This is a genomic window from Micromonospora sp. HK10 (assembly GCF_000982955.1).
Taxonomy (GTDB): Bacteria; Actinomycetota; Actinomycetes; order Mycobacteriales; family Micromonosporaceae; genus Micromonospora.
The window spans coordinates 1-17,424 of record NZ_KQ058846.1 but is presented as its reverse complement, the minus strand read 5'-3'; the positions used below and the strand labels follow the sequence as shown (position 1 = coordinate 17,424).

At 73.7% G+C, this 17,424-nt stretch carries 15 protein-coding genes; 10 read left to right on the top strand and 5 right to left on the bottom strand.

What is annotated here, in order from left to right; genetic code table 11:
• On the bottom strand, positions 1-1,087 hold a 1,087-nt coding region (locus tag LQ51_RS20555), incomplete at its 3' end, for an AAA family ATPase (protein WP_046568130.1).
• 109 nt (positions 1,088-1,196) lie between these two features.
• On the opposite strand from LQ51_RS20555, the gene LQ51_RS20550 reads away from it, so the two are divergent.
• Both LQ51_RS20550 and LQ51_RS20545 read left to right on the top strand, forming a co-directional pair.
• Entirely contained in the window at positions 1,197-1,544 is a 348-nt protein-coding gene (locus tag LQ51_RS20550; RefSeq protein WP_046568128.1) for a nuclear transport factor 2 family protein, read from the top strand.
• Positions 1,545-1,564: 20 nt separating this feature from the next.
• Positions 1,565-2,947 (top strand): MFS transporter, encoded by a 1,383-nt coding sequence (locus LQ51_RS20545; RefSeq protein WP_046568127.1) that lies wholly within the window; start codon positions 1,565-1,567, stop codon positions 2,945-2,947.
• Positions 2,948-3,008: 61 nt separating this feature from the next.
• Here the strand turns inward: LQ51_RS20545 and htpG are convergent, their stop codons facing one another.
• The gene (gene htpG / locus LQ51_RS20540) at positions 3,009-4,934 is read right to left on the bottom strand and encodes a molecular chaperone HtpG (protein WP_046568126.1); all 1,926 of its coding nucleotides are present in this window, start codon (positions 4,932-4,934) and stop codon (positions 3,009-3,011) included.
• 50 nt (positions 4,935-4,984) lie between these two features.
• Positions 4,985-6,196 carry a DUF6236 family protein gene (locus tag LQ51_RS32890; protein ID WP_046568125.1) on the bottom strand — a complete coding sequence of 404 codons (1,212 nt, stop codon included), beginning with the start codon at positions 6,194-6,196 and terminating at the stop codon, positions 4,985-4,987.
• Positions 6,197-6,287: 91 nt separating this feature from the next.
• On the opposite strand from LQ51_RS32890, the gene LQ51_RS20530 reads away from it, so the two are divergent.
• The 4 genes from LQ51_RS20530 to smpB are packed head-to-tail and all read left to right on the top strand — an operon-like array spanning position 6,288 to position 8,959.
• Complete coding sequence (locus tag LQ51_RS20530) at positions 6,288-7,013, top strand: FadR/GntR family transcriptional regulator (protein WP_046568136.1); 726 nt, start codon at positions 6,288-6,290, stop codon at positions 7,011-7,013.
• On the top strand, positions 7,010-7,837 hold the full coding sequence (locus tag LQ51_RS20525) for a sterol desaturase family protein (RefSeq protein ID WP_046568124.1): 828 nt from the start codon (positions 7,010-7,012) through the stop codon (positions 7,835-7,837). The genes LQ51_RS20530 and LQ51_RS20525 overlap by 4 nt, the downstream gene beginning before the upstream one ends.
• Positions 7,834-8,529, top strand: a complete 696-nt coding sequence (locus LQ51_RS20520) for a lysoplasmalogenase family protein (RefSeq protein WP_156313179.1) — start codon at positions 7,834-7,836, stop codon at positions 8,527-8,529. The genes LQ51_RS20525 and LQ51_RS20520 overlap by 4 nt, the downstream gene beginning before the upstream one ends.
• On the top strand, positions 8,474-8,959 hold the full coding sequence (gene smpB, locus LQ51_RS20515) for an SsrA-binding protein SmpB (RefSeq protein WP_046568122.1): 486 nt from the start codon (positions 8,474-8,476) through the stop codon (positions 8,957-8,959). Before LQ51_RS20520 ends, smpB begins: the two co-directional genes overlap by 56 nt.
• A 37-nt stretch (positions 8,960-8,996) precedes the next feature.
• On the opposite strand, the gene LQ51_RS20510 is transcribed toward smpB, so the two are convergent.
• Positions 8,997-9,893, bottom strand: a complete 897-nt coding sequence (locus LQ51_RS20510; protein ID WP_046568120.1) for a GNAT family N-acetyltransferase — start codon at positions 9,891-9,893, stop codon at positions 8,997-8,999.
• Between the two features lie 142 nt (positions 9,894-10,035).
• Here LQ51_RS20510 and LQ51_RS20505 point away from each other — a divergent pair, with 142 nt between their 5' ends.
• The 3 genes from LQ51_RS20505 to LQ51_RS20495 all read left to right on the top strand — a co-directional run bounded on the left by LQ51_RS20505 (position 10,036) and on the right by LQ51_RS20495 (position 12,903).
• Positions 10,036-10,923 carry an SGNH/GDSL hydrolase family protein gene (locus LQ51_RS20505; protein WP_046568118.1) on the top strand — a complete coding sequence of 296 codons (888 nt, stop codon included), beginning with the start codon at positions 10,036-10,038 and terminating at the stop codon, positions 10,921-10,923.
• 133 nt (positions 10,924-11,056) lie between these two features.
• Positions 11,057-11,632 carry a winged helix-turn-helix domain-containing protein gene (locus LQ51_RS20500; RefSeq protein WP_231605811.1) on the top strand — a complete coding sequence of 192 codons (576 nt, stop codon included), beginning with the start codon at positions 11,057-11,059 and terminating at the stop codon, positions 11,630-11,632.
• A complete protein-coding gene (locus LQ51_RS20495) occupies positions 11,629-12,903 on the top strand; it encodes an MFS transporter (protein WP_046568117.1) in 1,275 nt (424 codons plus the stop codon). The genes LQ51_RS20500 and LQ51_RS20495 overlap by 4 nt, the downstream gene beginning before the upstream one ends.
• A 157-nt stretch (positions 12,904-13,060) precedes the next feature.
• On the opposite strand, the gene LQ51_RS20490 is transcribed toward LQ51_RS20495, so the two are convergent.
• Positions 13,061-15,709, bottom strand: coding sequence for a glycoside hydrolase family 3 protein (locus tag LQ51_RS20490; RefSeq protein WP_082159554.1), 2,649 nt, complete (start codon positions 15,707-15,709; stop codon positions 13,061-13,063).
• 265 nt (positions 15,710-15,974) lie between these two features.
• Here LQ51_RS20490 and LQ51_RS20485 point away from each other — a divergent pair, with 265 nt between their 5' ends.
• Positions 15,975-17,213 (top strand): glycoside hydrolase family 16 protein, encoded by a 1,239-nt coding sequence (locus LQ51_RS20485; RefSeq protein WP_046568116.1) that lies wholly within the window; start codon positions 15,975-15,977, stop codon positions 17,211-17,213.
• Positions 17,214-17,424 lie beyond the last annotated feature (211 nt).

The window sequence follows — 17,424 nt, the reverse complement described above, 5'->3', positions numbered from 1 at the left end:
GGGCCGACGAGGGGGTCGCCGCCGAGCTGGAACGCACCGCGGCGACCCCCTCGTCGGCCCCGGTGGTCGCCGACGCCAGGTGCCAGGCGCGCCGGTCGGCGTCACCCGGCCGGTCCAGGGCGGCGGCCAGCGCGTCGTGCACGGCGAGGCGCCGGCCGGGCGGCGTGCCGTGCCACACGCCGGCCCGGACCAGGGGGTGGCGGAACGACACCGTGTCGTGCGCGGTCAGCAGTCCGGCCCGGACCGCGGCGTCCAGGTCGGCGCTGCCGGCGCCCAGCTTGCCGGCGGCGTGCAGCAGCACACCGAGGTCGCCGGTGTCGTCGGCGGCGAGCACCTCCAGCACGGTGCGGACGCTCTCCGGCAGCCTCCGCACCCGGGTGTGGAACGCCTCGCGCAGCCGGTCGGGCAGCGCTTCGCCGGCCGGCCCGGCCGCCGTCGGCAACTCGATCAGCGCCAGCGGGTTGCCGACCGCCTCGGCCAGCACCCGGAGCCGGGTGCCGACGTCCAGGTCGGCGGCCCGCTCGGCCAGCAGCGCCGCCGCGGCGGACGGGTCCAGCCCGCGCAGCGGAAGCTCCGGCACGCCGGGCGCCGGAAAGCCGTCCGGGCGGGCGGCGAAGAGCAGGCCGACCGGCTCGGCACCGAGCCGCCGCGCCGCGAACAGCAGGGCGTCGGCGGAGGCCCGGTCCAGCCACTGGGCGTCGTCCACGACGGCCAGCACCGGGCCGTCGTCGGCCAGCTCGGAGAGGAGTGACAGCACCGCGAGGCCGACCAGGAACCGGTCCGCGCCGCCGGCCGCGGCCAGCCCCAGCGCGCCCCGCAACGCCTCGGCCTGCACCGCCGGCACCGCGTCGAGGCGATCGAGCACCGGATGCAGCAGCAGGTGCAGGCCCGCGAAGGGCAGCTCGGCCTCCGATTCCACGCCGGTGCCGCGCAGCACCCGCAGCCCGGCGGTGTCGGCGCTCTCAAGCAGCGCGGTCTTGCCGATGCCCGGCTCACCGCGCAGCACCAGGGCGCCGCTGCCGCCGGAGCGCACGGTGTCCAGCAGCGCGCCGACCGCCGCCAGCTCCGCGTCCCGCCCGTACAGCATGGCCGAGACGTTACCGACGTCCGCCGACAGATGTACTGATGCGTGACGGATTCCGCGGCCGGCCCCGCTGCATAGCGTTCTCCCATCGCCAACGAGATGGAGGAACGCCATGAAGGTGATCGACCGGTACCTCGAGTGCTGGAACGAGACGGACCCGGCCGCGCGGCGGGCGCTGATCGACGAGGTCTGGGCCGAGCAGGGCCGGTACACCGACCCGCTGGCGGTCGCCGAGGGCCGCGACGCGATCGACGCCACGATCGCCGCCGTGCAGGGGCAGTTCCCGGGGCTGCGGTTCCACCTCGGCCCGGTGGACGCGCACCACGACATCGCCCGGTTCACCTGGACGCTCGGCGTGCCCGGCGCCGAGCCGCTGGTGGTCGGCTTCGACGTCGCGGTGCTCACCGGCGACGGGCGGATCGCCGCGGTCCACGGCTTCCTCGACAAGATCCCCGCCTGAGCGCCCTGGAGGCACGAGCCATGAGCACCGTCACCGCGCCGGCCGTCACGCCGTCGCGGGCCGAGACCGGCTGGGGCGCCCTGCTGGTCCTGCTGACCGGCACGTTCGTCACGCTGCTGGACTTCTTCATCGTCAACGTGGCGATCCCGTCCATCCAGGTGGACCTGCGGGCCGGGCCGTCGGCCGTGCAGTGGGTGGTCGCCGGTTTCGGGCTGGCGCTGGCGGCGGGCCTGATCACCGGTGGCCGGCTGGGCGACCTGTACGGCCGGCGCCGGCTGTACGCGTCGGGCCTCGGCCTGTTCACGCTCGCCTCGGCGGCGTGCGGGCTGGCGCCCAGCGCCGCCGTGCTGGTCGGCGGCCGGGTCCTGCAGGGCGCCGCCGCCGCGCTGCTGATGCCGCAGGTGCTGGCCATCATCAACACCGTCTACACCGGTGCCCGACGGGTCCGGGCGTTCAGCGCCTATGGCGTGGCGGTCGGACTGGGTGCGGTCTTCGGGCAGCTCGTCGGCGGCCTGCTGATCCGCGCGGACCTCGCCGGCCTCGGCTGGCGCAGCATCTTCCTGATCAACGTGCCGGTCGGCCTGGCGGCGATGGCGGTCAGCCGGCGCCTGGTGCCCGAGTCACGGTTGGTGACCGGCGCCGGCCTGGATCTGGTCGGCACCGTGCTGGTCACGATCGGCCTGATCGCCATCGTGTACCCGCTGGTGGCCGCCGAGCCGGTCGGCTGGTGTCTGGCGGCGCTGCCCCCGCTTGCCGCGTTCACCTGGCATCAACGCCGGCTGGCGGGGCGAGGCGGCGCGCCGCTGGTGCACCCGCACCTGTTCGCCGCCCGTTCGTACACCGTGGGTGTCCTGGTCAGTCTCGCCTTCCAACTCACCATGGCGTCGTTCTTCCTCGTGCTGGCGGTGTACCTGCAGGACGGGCGCGGCCTGTCGGCGCTCGCGTCCGGGCTGCTCTTCGTGCCGCTCGGCCTCGGGTACCTGGTCACGTCGGTGCTGTCCGGGCGGATCGCCGCCCGGCTGGGCCGCCAGACCCTCGCCGTCGGCGCGCTGGTGGTCGCCGGCGGGTACGGCCTGATCGCGCTCGCCGCGCAGGAACCGACCGGCTGGCTGGTGCCGGGCCTCACGGTGGCCGGTGCGGGGATGGGCTTCGTGGTGGCACCGCTGCCCTCGATCGTGCTGGCCGGTGTGGCGGCCCGGCACGCGGCGGCCGCCTCCGGGGTGCTGTCCACGGCGCAGCAGGCCGGCAACGCGGTCGGCGTGGCCCTGATCGGCAGCGTGTTCTATCACGCGCTCGACACCGGCCCCTTTCCGCATGCGTTCGCGCTGAGCCTCGGGGTGCTGGTGGTGCTGAGCGTCGCGGTGGCGGTCCTCGTCCAGTGGCTGCCCCGGCGCGGCGCCTGACCCGGCGACCGAGCCGGCCCGGCAACCGCCGGGCCGGCTCCGGTCACCGCGACCCTGCGCCCTACAGGCTGCGGGCGAGCCGGTCGGCGAGGATCCGGGTGAACCGGGCCGGGTCGGCCAGCTCCCCGCCCTCGGCGAGCAGCGCCATGCCGTACAGCAGCTCGGCGGTCTCGGTCAGCGCGGTGCTGTCGGTGCCCTGCTCGTGTGCCTTGCGCAGCCCGGTCACCAGCGGGTGGGTCGGGTTGAGCTCCAGGATCCGCTTGACCCGGGGCACCTCCTGCCCCATCGCCCGGTACATCTTCTCCAGCGTCGGCGTCATGTCGTTGGCGTCGCCGACCACGCAGGCCGGCGAGGTGGTGAGCCGGGTGGAGAGCCGGACCTCCTTGACGCTGTCGGCCAGCGCGCCGCTCATCCAGCCGAGCAGGTCGGCGTACTCCTGCCGCTCGGCCTCGGCCTTCTCCTTCTCCTCGTCGGTCTCAAGGTCGACCTGACCCTTGGCGACCGAACGCAGGGTCTTCCCGTCGTACGCGCCGACCCGCTCGACCCAGACCTCGTCGACCGGGTCGGTGAGGATCAACACCTCGTAGCCCTTGGCGCGGAACGCCTCCAGGTGCGGGGAGTTCTCGATGGTGGCCCGGTTCTCGCCGGTGGCGTAGTAGATCTCGGTCTGGCCGTCCTTCATCCGCCCGACGTAGTCGCGCAGCGTGGTCAGCTCGGCCGGGTCGTTGGTGCTGGCGGCGCGCACCAGTTCCAGCAGCGCCTCGGTGTTGTCCGGGTCCTCCAGCAGACCCTCCTTGACCGCCGCGCCGAACTCCGACCAGAAGGTGCGGTACGACTCGGCGGGCAGCTCCTTGAGGGTGGCGAGCACCTTCTTGACCAGCCGGCGGCGCACCGCGCGGATCTGCCGGTCCTGCTGGAGGATCTCGCGGGAGATGTTCAGCGACAGGTCGTGCGCGTCCACCACGCCCTTGACGAAGCGCAGGTAGTTGGGCATCAGCGCGTCGCAGTCGTCCATGATGAACACGCGCTTGACGTAGAGCTGCACGCCGCGGCGGCCCTGCGGGGCGAACAGGTCGAGCGGGGCGTGCGAGGGCAGGAAGAGCAACGCCTCGTACTCGAAGGTGCCCTCGCCGCGCATGTGGATGGTCTCGAGCGGGTCCGCCCAGTCGTGCGCGACGTGCCGGTAGAACTCCTTGTACTCGGCCTCGTCGACCTCGTCCCGGGAGCGGGCCCAGAGCGCCTTCATCGAGTTGAGCGTCTGCTCCTCGCGGCTGGTCGCGCCGTCCTCGCCCGGCTTATCGACGGTCATCCGGATCGGCCAGGCGATGAAGTCCGAGTAGCGCTTGACGATCTCCCGGATGGTCCACTCGGCGGTGTAGTCGTGCAGGTTGTCCTCGGTGTCGACGGGCTTGAGGTGCAGGGTGACCGAGGTGCCCTGCGGCGCGTCGTCGACCGCCTCGACCGAGTAGGTGCCCTCGCCGGTGGACTCCCACCGGGTGCCACCGGCCTGCCCGGCCCGCCGGGTGAGCAGGGTGACCCGGTCGGCGACCATGAACGTCGCGTAGAAGCCGACGCCGAACTGGCCGATCAGCTCCTGGGAGGCCGCGGCGTCCTTGACCTCGCGCAGCCGGGCCAGCAGTTCCGCGGTGCCGGACTTGGCGATCGTGCCGATCAGGCCCACCACCTCGTCGCGGGACATGCCGATGCCGTTGTCCCGCACGGTGAGCGTGCGGGCCTCCTTGTCGACCTCGATCTCGATGTGCAGGTCGGCGGTGTCGACCTGGAGGTCCTTGTCCACCAGCGACTCCAGGCGCAGCTTGTCCAGCGCGTCGGAGGCGTTCGAGATCAGTTCGCGCAGGAAGACGTCCTTGTTCGAGTAGATCGAGTGCACCATCAGCTGGAGCAGCTGACGGGCCTCGGCCTGGAACTCCAACGTCTCGACGCGGTCGCTCACACCGGCTCCTTCCACTTCGCGGGCTTCCGGCATGAAGGATACGAGGCGTGACCGTGGCGGCACCGACCGCCCGGTCCGATCGGCTACCGCTGTCCGGTCGCCCGGCGGTAGGCCGCCCGGACGGCCGCGACGGCGTCGCCCGCGCCGAGTTCCCGGCGCAGCCCCAGCAGGTAGCCGGTCGGGTGGTTCCGGCGGACCTGGTCGCGGCCGCCCAGCATCCCCGCGGTGGCGCCGAGGACCCCGACTGCCACCGCCCCCGAGCCGGTCATCACCGGCGGCAGCTCCAGCGCGCCGCCGAGCAGGGCGAGCGCCGCGGGCGGGACCAGCGTCTGGGTGGTGAGCAGCGCCCGGGCCGGCTCGAAGCCGAGCCTGGTCAGCTGCCTGCGGGTGGCGTGGAGCCGGTCGGCGATCTCGCGTTCGACCATCGTCTCGAGGTGGGCGGCCCGGACCGCCGGATCCGGCACCGTGGCCAGGTCGGCCAGGACGGGCGCCAGCGAGTCCAGGTAGGCGCGGTAGGCGAGCAGCTCCGGGTGCAGGTGCCGCCGGGCCTCGACGATCCGCCGGACCGGGACGTCGGCCAGCCCGCCGGGCACCGCGACGGAGAGCGCGAGGACCGCGAACGCCTGGGCGGGTTCGGGGTGAGCGGGCGGGGCCGGCACGGCATCCGCCAGCAGGGCGGCGGCCATCGACTCGATGGTCCAGCCGCCGCTGGTCGCCAGGGTCACCGGCCGGTCGGTGACGGTCGCCATCCCGTTCGTCCGGGCCACCGTGTCGGCGAGCACCGCGAGGTAGAGCGTGCCGAGGTCGCGGTGCAGCGCCAGCTCGCCGCTGCCCACCCGGCGGCCGCCCGGGCGCAGCAGATCGAGCCGGCACAGCAGGCCCTCGTCGGCCAGCCGGTCCGCCAACTGCCAGGACATCTTGTCCGGATGCACGGCGACGAGGCGCGGATCGCGGGGCACGAGTCCGCCCCGGCCGGGCCGGTCGTCGAGGATCGGGTCGATGCCGAGCGGCTGGATGCCGTACCGGGGACGCAGCTCGGCCAGGTGCCGGTCGAGGAAGCCGTAGAACAGCTCGTCGACCTGCGCCAGCGAGCCGTGTCGGTCCCCCGGCCAGATCGGCACGTCGACGATGCAGTCGAGCGCCGCCCGCAGTTCGAGGACGGTGGCCGAGTCGGGCGGCGCCGGCAGGCTGTCCGGCAGCAGCCGGGCGATCTTCGGCCAGTAGAGGACGGCGCCCTTCAGCCAGGCCTCGTCCTGGAACTGCACGTACGGGTGGTAGAGGGCGATGTCGCTCACCGGGGCATTGTCCAACGTCACTGCCACCTCGGAAAATCCGACTGGTCCAACCAGTTGACGGGTTGATGTGTCGGGGACCACACTGCTGGCCATGGCCTTCGTTCCCGCGCCCCGCGCCTCGGTCTCCGACCACGTCTTCGGCCAGCTCCGCGACGCCATCGTCAGCGGCCGCTACCGGCCGGAGGAGACGCTGCCCGGCGAGCGCGAGCTGGCCGTCGCGTTCGAGGTCAACCGGCACGCCGTCCGGGAGGCGCTGCGCCGGCTGCAGCAGCTCGGCCTGGTCCGGGTCAGCCAGGGCGGGGCGACCCGGGTGCTGGACTGGCGGGTCCACGCCGGGCTGGACCTGGCCCTGTCGCTGGCCCGCTCCGGCGACGTACTCCCGGTGGAGACGCTGGTCCGCGACATGCTGGAGATGCGGGCCTGCGTCGGGATCGACGCGGCCCGGCTCTGCGCGGAGCGCGGCGACGCGGCCGTCACGGCCGCCCTGGTCGACGCCGCCGAGGAGTACGGCTCGCTCGCCCCCGACCTGGACCGGATGAACCAGGCCAACATCGACATCTGGCGGCTGGTGGTGCGCGGCAGCGGCAACACCGCCTACCTGCTGGCGTTCAACAGCCTGATCGCCGGCACCCTCGCCGTCGGCGACGTCCCGCCGGACGCGCGCGCCGCCGAACTGCTCGACGTCGCCGGCCACCGCCGGCTCGCCGCCGCCATCGCGGCCGGCCAGGGCACGGCCGCCACCCGGTACGCCCGGGCGCTGCTGACCGCCCCGGTCACCACCCCCACCCCCGCTCCCCAGGAGGAGGCCCGAGCATGATCCCCGCCGTGCTCTACGCCATCCCGGCGTTCCTGCTGTTCATCGTCCTCGAGGTGGTCTCCTACCGGTTCCTGCCGGACGACTCCGAACGCGGCTACGAGGTACGCGACACCGCCACCAGCCTCTCCATGGGACTGGGCAGCCAGCTCATCGGCTTCCCCTGGAAGCTGGCCACCGTCGGGCTGTACGCGGCATTGTGGGTGGTCGCGCCGATCCAGCTCTCGCCCGGTGACTGGTGGGTCTGGGTGCTGCTCTTCTTCGCCGACGACCTGGCCTACTACTGGTTCCACCGGCTGCACCACGAGGTGCGGGTGCTCTGGGCCAGCCACGTGGTGCACCACTCCAGCATCTACTACAACTTCTCCACGGCGCTGCGGCAGAGCTGGACGCCGATGACCTCGCTGCCGTTCTGGCTGCCCCTGGCCCTGCTCGGCATTCCACCCTGGATGATCTTCCTGCAGCAGTCGATCAGCCTGCTCTACCAGTTCTTCCTGCACACCGAGCGGGTCACCGTGCTGCCGCGGCCGATCGAGCTGATCTTCAACACCCCGTCGCACCACCGGGTGCACCACGCCTCCAACGCCGAATACCTGGACCGCAACTACGGCGGCATCCTCATCGTCTGGGACCGGCTCTTCGGCAGCTTCGCCCCCGAGCGGGCGCCCGCCCGGTACGGCCTGACCAAGAACATCGCCACCTACAACCCGCTGCGGGTGGCCACCCACGAGTTCGCCGCGATCTGGGCCGACGCCCGGTCCGCCCGGTCCTGGCGGGAGCGGGTCGGCTACGTGTTCGGCCGGCCCGGCTGGCAGCCCTCCCGGTGAGCCGCTACTGGCTGCGCCTGTTCGGCGTCGTCGCCCTGGTGGAACTGGTCGGCGTCGCGGTCGACTCCACACTCCTCCAGTGGCTGGCCAAACCGCTGCTGGCGCCGCTGCTGCTGGCGTACCTCTGGTCGGTGCGGCGGCGGGTGGACGGGGTGGCGGTGGGCCTGGTCGCGGCCACCGCCGGTGACGTGGCGCTGCTGGTGCCGGGCCGCACCGCGTTCCTGGTCGGCATGGGCTGCTTCCTGGTCACCCAGCTCGGCTTCCTCACCGCGTTCCTGCGCCACCGCCGCCCGCCGGTGGCCGCGGTGGCCGGCTACCTGCTCGCCTGGGCGGCGGCGAACGCGCTGCTCTGGGGCGCGCTGGGGCCGCTGCGGCTGCCGGTGCTCGGCTACAGCCTGGCGCTGTCGGCGATGGCGGCGGCCGCGACCGGGGTGTCCCGGGGGACCGGGCTGGGCGGTGCGCTCTTCCTCGGCTCCGACCTGCTCATCGGGCTCGGCGCGGCGGGCGTCGACTTTCCGGGCCGCGACCTGCTGGTGATGGCCAGTTACGCGGCCGCCCTTCTGCTGATCACCACCGGGTGGGCCGGGGCCGGCACCGGATATCCTGCCTCCGGCGCGGCGGACGAGGAGGCAGGGCGTGGCCAGGGAGAACGGGCGCAAGGTCATCGCCAGCAACAAGAAGGCGCGGCATGACTACACGATCCTCAAGACCTACGAGGCGGGGATCGTCCTGGTCGGCACCGAGGTGAAGTCGCTGCGCGAGGGACGGGTGTCGCTGGTCGACGCGTTCGCCCAGGAGCGCGACGGCGAGATCATGCTGTACGGCCTGCACATCGCCGAGTACGGCTACGGCACCTGGACCAACCACGCGCCCCGGCGGACCCGCAAGCTGCTGCTGCACCGGGTGGAGATCGCCCGGATCCTGGAGAAGCTGCGCGACGGCGGAATCACCCTGGTGCCGCTGTCGATGTACTTCGCCAACGGCTGGGCCAAGGTCGAGCTGGGCCTGGCCAGGGGCAAGCGGTCGTACGACAAGCGGCAGACCCTCGCCGAGCGGGACGCCAACCGGGAGATCGCCCGGGAGTTGGGCCGCCGGCTCAAGGGGCGGACGCCCGCCCGCTGAATCGCCTCCCGGGTCGGGCGGTCCGGCCTCGCTCCCGTCACCGGGTGAGGCGCTTCTCGAACCAGTGGTGCGCGTACCGTTCCTCGTTGTACGGCTCGATCTCCTGGTAGCCGGCCGCCCGGTACAGGGCCAGCGCCTCGGTGAGGTTCCGGTTGGTGTCCAGCCGCACGGCCCGCCAGCCGCGTTCGTCGGCGTACTGTTCCAGCCGGTCCAGCAGCCGCCGGCCGAGCCCCAGTCCCCGCACGTCGTCGGCCACCCAGACCCGCTTGATCTCCGCGGGCTCGTGGGCATGCAGCTTGAGCGCGCCGCAGCCGACCGGCTCGCCGTCGAGGGTGGCGAGCAGGAACACGCCGGCGGGCGGGACCAGGTCCTCGTCCCGGACCTGGTTGCTCAGCGCCGGGTCGAAACCGTCGTCGAACCGCCGCGCCACCTCGCGCGCGTACGCCCGCACCGCGGCGCGGGCGCGCGGGTCCGTGGGCGGGCAGGGCTCGATGACCACCAGCGCGCCGACCAACAACCGCTCCACCTCAGCCATCGCGGCGACGAGACGCTCCCGTCGCCGGTCGCTGAGCGACTCCAGGACGGACCGGGCGAACGCGTCGGAGCGGCGGTCCAGTTCGGCCCACTCGGCCTGCCCGGCCTCGGTGAGCGTGGCCGTCCGGACCCGTCCGTCGCCGCTGCCCGGCCCGGCCGGGGCCACCCGCACCAGGCCGTCGCTCTCCAGCGCCCGCAGCAGCCGGCTGAGGTGTCCCGAGTCGAGCCCGAGCCGGGTCCGCAGCGCGGCGACCTCGGCGCCGGCGGGTCCGATCTCCCAGAGCAGGCGGGCCTGGGCCAGTGGTCGGTCCCGGGTCAGGTACCGCTCGTCGAGCGCGCCGACCCGCTGGGTGACCGTCCGGTTGAACCGACGCACGGCGGCGACCAGAGCAACGTCCATAAGCCTGACTTTAGTCAGGCTTATGGCCAACTGGCCAGCCTCGCCGTCCGACCGCCAATGAAAGATATTCGTGAATATTGACCATTGCCGTTGGCGCGGACAGAATCAGCGCACCCGTGATCCCCCACCGCCTGGAGCCACCATGAACCGTCCCCGCCTCCCCCGGGCGGCCGCCCGGCTGGCCGCGCTCGCCGCGGTCGTCGCCGGCGTGCTGCTCGCCTCCGTCGCACCCGCCAGCGCCGCCGTACCCGCCGGGCGCTACGTCGCGCTGGGCGACTCGTACACCGCCGGCCCGCTCGTGCCCACCCAGGTCGACCTCAACTGCCTCCGGTCGAACCGCAACTACCCGTCCCTGGTCGCCGCGTCGGCCGGCTCGGCGTCCTTCGCCGACGTCAGCTGCTCCGGGGCCACCACCAACGACATCCTCAACGGCGGCAGCGGCCAGCTGGGCATCTCGCTGCCGCCCCAGCTGAACGCGGTGACCTCGAGCACCGCGCTGGTGACCGTGCAGATCGGCGGCAACGACATCGGCTTCTCCGGCATCATCAGCGACTGCGCGCGGGCCAGCCTGGACAGCCCGCTCGGCTCGCCGTGCAAGAACAAGTTCACCGCCGGCGGCACCGACCAGCTGCGGGCCAGGATCGACGCCGCCGCGCCGAAGGTGGCCACCGTGCTGCGGGCGGTCCGTACGGCCGCGCCCGGCGCACGGGTCGTCGTGCTCGGCTACCCGGCGATCGTGCCGGACAGCGGTTACGGCTGCTGGCCGGTCGTCCCGATCGCCTACCAGGACGTGCCCTACCTGCGCGGCGTCGCGAAGGCGCTGAACGCCATGCTGGCCAACACCGCCGCCGCGAACGGCGCCAGCTACGCCGACGTCTACACCCCGTCGATCGGCCGCGACGCCTGCAAGAGCAGCGGCACCCGCTGGGTGGAGGGCCTGGTCCCGGAGAACTCGGCCGCCCCGTTCCACCCGAACGCCCGCGGTGAGCAGGGGATGGCCACCGCCCTGCTGGCCCACCTCAACAGCTGACCGCCCCTCCCCCACCCGTGGGCCCCGCCGCGTGTCGCGGCGGGGCCCACGCCGTTCCCGGCGACGGCCGCCGGCCGCCCAGCCATTCACAAGACATCTTGTACATCCTTTCTTGTGGGTTTAGTCTGAGGTCGTGACCGAAGACCAGGACACCCTGCATCTCAGCGATCCCCGCGCCATGCGGGCGCTCGCCCACCCCACCCGGCTACGCCTCCTCGGCGAGCTGCGCATGCGCGGCCCGCAGACGGTCGGCATGCTCAGCGAGACCGTTGACGAGGCGGTCGGATCGGTGAGCTACCACCTGGGCAAGCTGGCCGAGCACGGCTTCGTGCGCGAGGCGCCCGAGCTGGCCCGGAACCGTCGGGAACGCTGGTGGCGGGCGGCGCACGCCCGCACCAACCTGGAACTGGTGGAGATGCTCGCCGACCCGGAGCGCAAGGCCGCCTCCGACCTGCTGCGCCGCGCCGTCCTGGACCGCTACGTCGAGCGGCTGCGCAGCTACCTCGACGGCGAGGCGACCCTCGACCCCGAGTGGGTACGCGGCACCACCAACAGCGACTACGCGCTGCACCTCACCAGCGACGAACTGGTCGAGCTGCGGGCGGATCTAGAGGCGCTGGCCGCCCGGTGGCAGGCCCGCAGCGAGGCGAACCGTGCCGACGCCCGCACCGTCGCCCTGATCTACCACGCGTTCCGGGACCTCCGGTGACGCCGGCAACGCGGCGCCGCGCGCCGCTGGTCGGGCTGCTGGGCGCACACGTCGTCTCGCTGACCGGCAACATGCTGACCCTGATCGCGCTGCCGCTCTACGTGCTGGCCGAGACGGGCTCCGCCGCCGCCACCGGGCTCACCGGCGCCTTCGCCACCGCCCCGGTCGTGCTCGGCGGCGCCTTCGGCGGCGTGCTCGTAGACCGGATCGGCTACCGCCGGGCCAGCCTGCTCGCCGATGTGGTCTCCGGCGTCACGGTCGCCGCCGTACCGCTGCTGCACGCCACGGTCGGCCTGCCGTTCCCGGCGCTGCTCGGCCTGGTCTTCGTCAGCGGGCTGCTCGACACCCCGGGCCAGACGGCCCGCACCGCGCTGCTGCCCGAGGCGGCCACCGCCGCCGGGGTGCCGATCGAGCGGGCGATCGGCTGGTTCGAGGCCACCGAGCGCGGCGGGCGGCTGATCGGCGCACCGGTGGCCGGCCTGCTGGTCGGCCTGCTCGGCGCGCTGCCGGTGCTGGCCGTGGACGCGGCGACCTTCGCGGTGTCCGCGCTGCTGGTGGCGGTCCTGGTGCCACGGAGCCTGCAGCCCGCCGCCGAACCGGAGGCCACGTCGGGCGGCTACTGGCGGGACTTCGCCGCCGGGCTGCGCTTCCTGCTCCGCGAGCCGCTGCTGCGCGCCATGGTGTTGCTGATCCTGGTCACCAACCTCTTCGACGCGACCAAGAGCAACGTGCTGCTGCCCGTGGTCGCCACCCGGGAGCTGGGCGGGGCGGGCGCGTTCGGCCTGCTGGTCGGCGCGATGGGCGGCGGCGCCCTGGCCGGCTCCCTGCTGTTCAGCGCCGTGGGCCACCGGCTGCCCCGGCGGGCCACCTTCGTCACGGCGTTCGCCGTGGCCGGCGCGCCCCCGTTCTGGGCGCTGGCCGCCGCCCCACCGCTGCCGGTGGTGCTGGCCGTCTTCGCGCTGGCCGGCTTCGCCGCCGGGGCGATCAACCCGCTGATGGGCGCGGTCGAACTGGAACGGGTCCCCCCGCAGATGCGGGCCCGGGTCTTCGGGGTCATCGGCGCGGGTTGTTGGGCCGCCATGCCGCTGGGCGCGTTCGGCGCCGGCGTGGCCGCCGAACGGTTCGGCACCACCGCGCCGCTGCTCGCCATCGGCACCGCGTACCTGCTGGTCGTGCTCACCCCGCTGCTCGGCGGGCCGTGGCGGAACCTGCGCCGGCCCGCGCCGGCCGGGCAGAGCGCGGAACGGAGTCCGGCGCCCGCGGGCCGCTGAGGCCGACCCGCCCGGCCCGGCCGGCCCATCGGTCGGTCTCCCCGCCGCCCGCCGGGTCCGGCCGGGCCGCCGGTCGGTTTTCCCGCCGCCCGCCGGGCCGGGCCGCCGGTCGGTCTCCCCGGTCAGGGTGGGAACCGGGGAGACCGACCGCCGGGGGTCAGCGCGCGACGCGGACGAGCAGGGTGAACGCCCGCAGCGGGTCGCCGCTGAGCTGGGCGTGTTCGGCGTCGGCGAGCAGCGCGGCCCAGTTCTCCGGCGCGCTGCCCCGGACCACCGCGTCCTGGGCAGCGTCGCGGGCCACCGCGAGGACCGCGTCGACCAGGGCGGCGTTGCCGCGGTCGGCGCGCAGCTGCCCGCCCAGACGGTCCAGGACCCGCGGCGCGTCCCGCAACGAGCCGTCCGCGAGCCAGGCGCCCGGCGCGAGCGCCGCGCCCAGCTGGGGCCGGTCGGCGGCGAGCGCGGCGAGCCGGTCCCGGCCCCGGTCGGTACGCAGGCCCCAGCCGAACGGGTACAGCGGCCGGTAGTCGGCGTCACCGACGTTGATCGGCACCTGCTCCTCGGCGCGCGGCCAGCTCACCGGCAGCCGGCCGGTGAACGGGCGGCGGCCGAAGAGTACGTCGGCCACGCCCGCGCCCTCGCTGCCCGGCAGCCAGGAGGCGACCAGCGCGTCGATCTCGGCGAGCTGATCGGTGAGCACCTGCGGCCGGCCGGAGACGACCAGCACCACACAGGTGGGCAGGGCGGCGCAGACCTTGTCGACGACCGCCCGGTCGGCCGGTTGCAGGCGCAGCGACTTCTCCTCCTGCTGCGGCACGCTGCACCAGCCGCACTCCGGGCCGCCGACGTCGCCGTAGCCCTCCGCGTACGGGGTCTCGCCGACCACCACCACGCCCACCTGGGCGTCGCCGGTGGGCGCCGAGGCGTCCGCGCTGTAGGTGACCCGGGCCCGGGGCGCGACCTGGCGGATGCCGGCCAGGATCGAGGTGCCGGGGATCGCGTCCGGGCCGGAGACGCCCTGCCAGGTGATCGTCCAACCGCCGGCCTGGTTGCCCAGGTCGTCGGCGTTACGGCCGGCCAGGTAGATCGACGCGTCGGGGCGCAGCGGCAGGGCCCGCCCGCTGTTCTTCAGCAGCACCTGCGACTTGGCCACGGCCTCCCGGCCGAGCGCCCGGTGCGCCGCGCTACCCACCTGGTCGACGTTGGCCGCCGAGGCGTACGGGTGCTCGAAGAGACCCAGCTCGAACTTCTTGGTGAGGATCCGGCGCACCGCGTCGTCGATCCGCGCGGTGCTCACCCGCCCGGCGCCGACCTCGGCCAGCAGCAGCTGCTCGAACTGCTCGGCGGTGTTGGGCTCCATGAACATGTCGCTGCCGGCGTTCACTCCGACCCGTACCTTGTAGGCGGTCAGCCCGGTGTTGGTCGGCTCGGCCGGGTCGGGGATCTGGTGGATGCCCTCCCAGTCGGTGATGACGAAGCCGTCGAAGCCCAGCCGGCCCTTGAGCTCACCGGTGATCAGGTCCGGGTTGGCGTGCATCTTGACCGGGTTGCCGAGCCCGTCGGAGGTCCAGTCCACGCTGGAGAAGGAGGGCATCACGCTGCCCACGTCGTGGCGGCGCACCGCCGGCCCGTACGGGGCCAGGTCGATCCGGGCGAAGCGGGCCCGGTCGGTCACGGTGACGCCCTGGTCGATCGGGTACTTCTGCTCCCACCACGGCTTGCCCTCGTTGGCGGCGGCGGTGGCCTCGTCGTAGACGGTGTCGCCGTCACCGGCGAAGTGCTTCGCGGTGGCGAGCACCCGGTCGGCGTCGTCGAGCTGCCCGGACCGGCGGCCCTGCAGGCCGTCGATGACGCTCTCCATCGACACCACCAGGGCCGGGTCCTCACCGAAGCTCTCGTAGCTGCGGCCCCACCGCTCGTCGCGGGACACGCAGAGACAGGGCGCGAAGTTCCACGGGATGCCGGTGGCGCGTACCTCGGCGGCGGTGGCCTGCCCGACCCGCTCGACCAGCGCCGGGTCGCGGGTGGCGCCGAGGCCGACGTTGTGCGGGAAGATCGTCGCGCCGTAGACGTTGCCGTGGCCGTGCACCGCGTCGATGCCGTAGATCAGCGGGATCTGCAACCGGGTGCTGAGCGCCTGGGCCTGGAGCCCGTTGATCATCTCGACCCAGGCGGCGGGGGTGTTGGTGGCCGGGGTCGAGCCGCCCCCGGAGAGGACCGAGCCGAGCTGCCAGCGCGCGACCGCGGTGGGATCGTCGGCGACGGCGGCCCGCTCGGCCTGGGTCATCTGGCCGACCTTCTCGGCCAGCGTCATCCGGCCGAGCAGGTCGGCGACCCGCCGCGACACGGGCAGCCGGCGGTCGAGGTACGGCAGGCCGTGCGCGTCGACCACCACGGTGGGCCGGGCCGCGACGGTGGCCCCGACGGCGGTGAGGGTGACCGGCACGGTCTCGGCGGTTTCCGGGATCCCGTCGGCGCGCACGGTGACGGCGAGCGAGCGGGTGGTCCCGGAAGGGCTGCCGGCGGGGAAGGTGACCGCGCCGGAGCCGGCGGTGAAGTCGGCGCCGGCGGTGGCGGTGCCGCCCCCGGCCGTCCAGCGCACGGTGACGGCCGCGTCGAGGGGGCGTCCGTCGGAGGTGGACACCGCCAGGTCCACCGGTGCCCGGCTGCCCTCGGTCGCCGGGTACACCGACCGGCCGGTGGTGACGGTAACGCTCTGGGCGTCGGCCGCGGCCGCGGGTGGGGCCGGGAGCAGGGCCAACGCCAGCACGCCGACTCCGGCGAGCGTGGCGTACCTGGGCAGTCTCATCTGGTGCCTCCCCACGGGACCGGTCGCCCGGTACCCCGTCGGCCCGGTGCCGCCCTCGTCCCGGTACCGGATCCTGCCGAACGGCATCGCGCGGCGTCAATATTACCGGCCGGTTTCGGGACCGCTCCCGCCGCCGTGGAAGCGCTCTCTTGACAGTCGCGGACTTCGTTCATAGCTTCATCGAAGTCTATCTTTATGGTTTGTTTACCGTTCGGCTGGCCGTCCCGCCGCCGGACGGGGACGCCACAACCGCAGGGAGGCATCCGTGCGCAGCATCCGCACCATCGCCGCCGTGGCCCTGGCCAGCCTGGGCCTGACGGTCGCGCTCACCGCCACCACCAGCAGTCCGGCGCTCGCCGGACCCGGGGCCGTGACCTGGTCCGACGACTTCAACGGCGCCGCCGGCGCCGCCCCCGACGCGAGCAAGTGGCGCTACGACATCGGCGGCGGCGGTTGGGGCAACAACGAGCTGGAGTACTACACCAACAGCACCCGCAACGCCGCGCTCGACGGCAACGGCAACCTGGTGATCACCACCCGCAAGGAGAACCCGAACGGCTACAACTGCTGGTACGGCAGCTGCCAGTACACCTCGGCCCGGCTGCTCACCAACGGCACCTTCGCCCAGGCGTACGGCCGGTTCGAGGCGCGCATCAAGATCCCGCGCGGGCAGGGGCTCTGGCCGGCGTTCTGGATGCTCGGCAACGACATCGCCACCAACCCGTGGCCCAACAGCGGCGAGATCGACATCATGGAGAACGTCGGCAACCAGCCGTCCACCGTGTACGGCACGCTGCACGGCCCCGGCTACTCCGGCGGCAACGGCCTGGGCGGCTCCACCTCACTGCCGAACGGCCAGGCCCTCGCCGACGCCTTCCACACCTACACCGTCGACTGGGCGCCCGACTCCATCACCTGGTATCTCGACGGGGTCGCGTACTCCCGCAAGACCCCGGCCGACGCGGGCGGCAACCGGTGGGTCTTCGACCACCCGTTCTTCATCATCATGAATGTCGCGGTCGGCGGCAACTGGCCCGGCTCGCCCGACGGCAGCACCACGTTCCCGCAGACCATGACGATCGACTACGTCCGGGTCCAGGCGTGGGACAACGGCGGTGGCTCCACCACCGGCAGCCCCATCAGCGGGTACGGCAACAAGTGCGTCGACGTCGCCTCGGCGAGCACCGCCAACGGCACCGCCGTGCAACTCTGGACCTGCAACGGCACCGCCGCCCAGCGGTGGACGTGGAACAGCGACGGCTCGGTGCGCGCCCTCGGCAAGTGCCTGGACGTGGCCGGCGGGTCGACCGCCAACGGCGCGAAGGTGCAGCTCTACGACTGCAACGGCACCGGCGCCCAGCGGTGGACCTTCACCTCCGCCGGCGACATCGTGAATCCGCAGTCCAACAGGTGCCTGGACGCCACCGGGGTCAGCTCGGCCGACGGCACCCGGCTGCAGATCTGGGACTGCACCGGCGGCGCGAACCAGAAGTGGCGCCGCTGAACCACCTGCGCGGCGGGGGCCGGCGCTGCATCGAGCGAACCGCCGGCCCCCAACCTCCGGCCCTCGGCCCCCTGCCCTCGGCCCCCTGCCCCCGATCCCCTGCCCCCGGCCCCCTGCCCCCGGCCCCCCGCCCTCGGCCCCCGATCCCCTGCCCTCGGCCCCCCGCCCTCGGCCCCCCGCCCTCGGCCCCCAACCCCGGCCTCCAACCCCG

Coding starts and splice junctions, on each gene's coding strand:
- LQ51_RS20525 (WP_046568124.1), top strand. CDS start 7,010: ATGATCCCCGCCGTGCTCTACGCCATCCCGGCGTTCCTGCTGTTCATC.
- LQ51_RS20505 (WP_046568118.1), top strand. CDS start 10,036: ATGAACCGTCCCCGCCTCCCCCGGGCGGCCGCCCGGCTGGCCGCGCTC.
- LQ51_RS20510 (WP_046568120.1), bottom strand. CDS start 9,893: ATGGACGTTGCTCTGGTCGCCGCCGTGCGTCGGTTCAACCGGACGGTC.
- LQ51_RS20530 (WP_046568136.1), top strand. CDS start 6,288: ATGGCCTTCGTTCCCGCGCCCCGCGCCTCGGTCTCCGACCACGTCTTC.
- LQ51_RS20490 (WP_082159554.1), bottom strand. CDS start 15,709: ATGAGACTGCCCAGGTACGCCACGCTCGCCGGAGTCGGCGTGCTGGCG.
- htpG (WP_046568126.1), bottom strand. CDS start 4,934: ATGCCGGAAGCCCGCGAAGTGGAAGGAGCCGGTGTGAGCGACCGCGTC.
- LQ51_RS20545 (WP_046568127.1), top strand. CDS start 1,565: ATGAGCACCGTCACCGCGCCGGCCGTCACGCCGTCGCGGGCCGAGACC.
- LQ51_RS20550 (WP_046568128.1), top strand. CDS start 1,197: ATGAAGGTGATCGACCGGTACCTCGAGTGCTGGAACGAGACGGACCCG.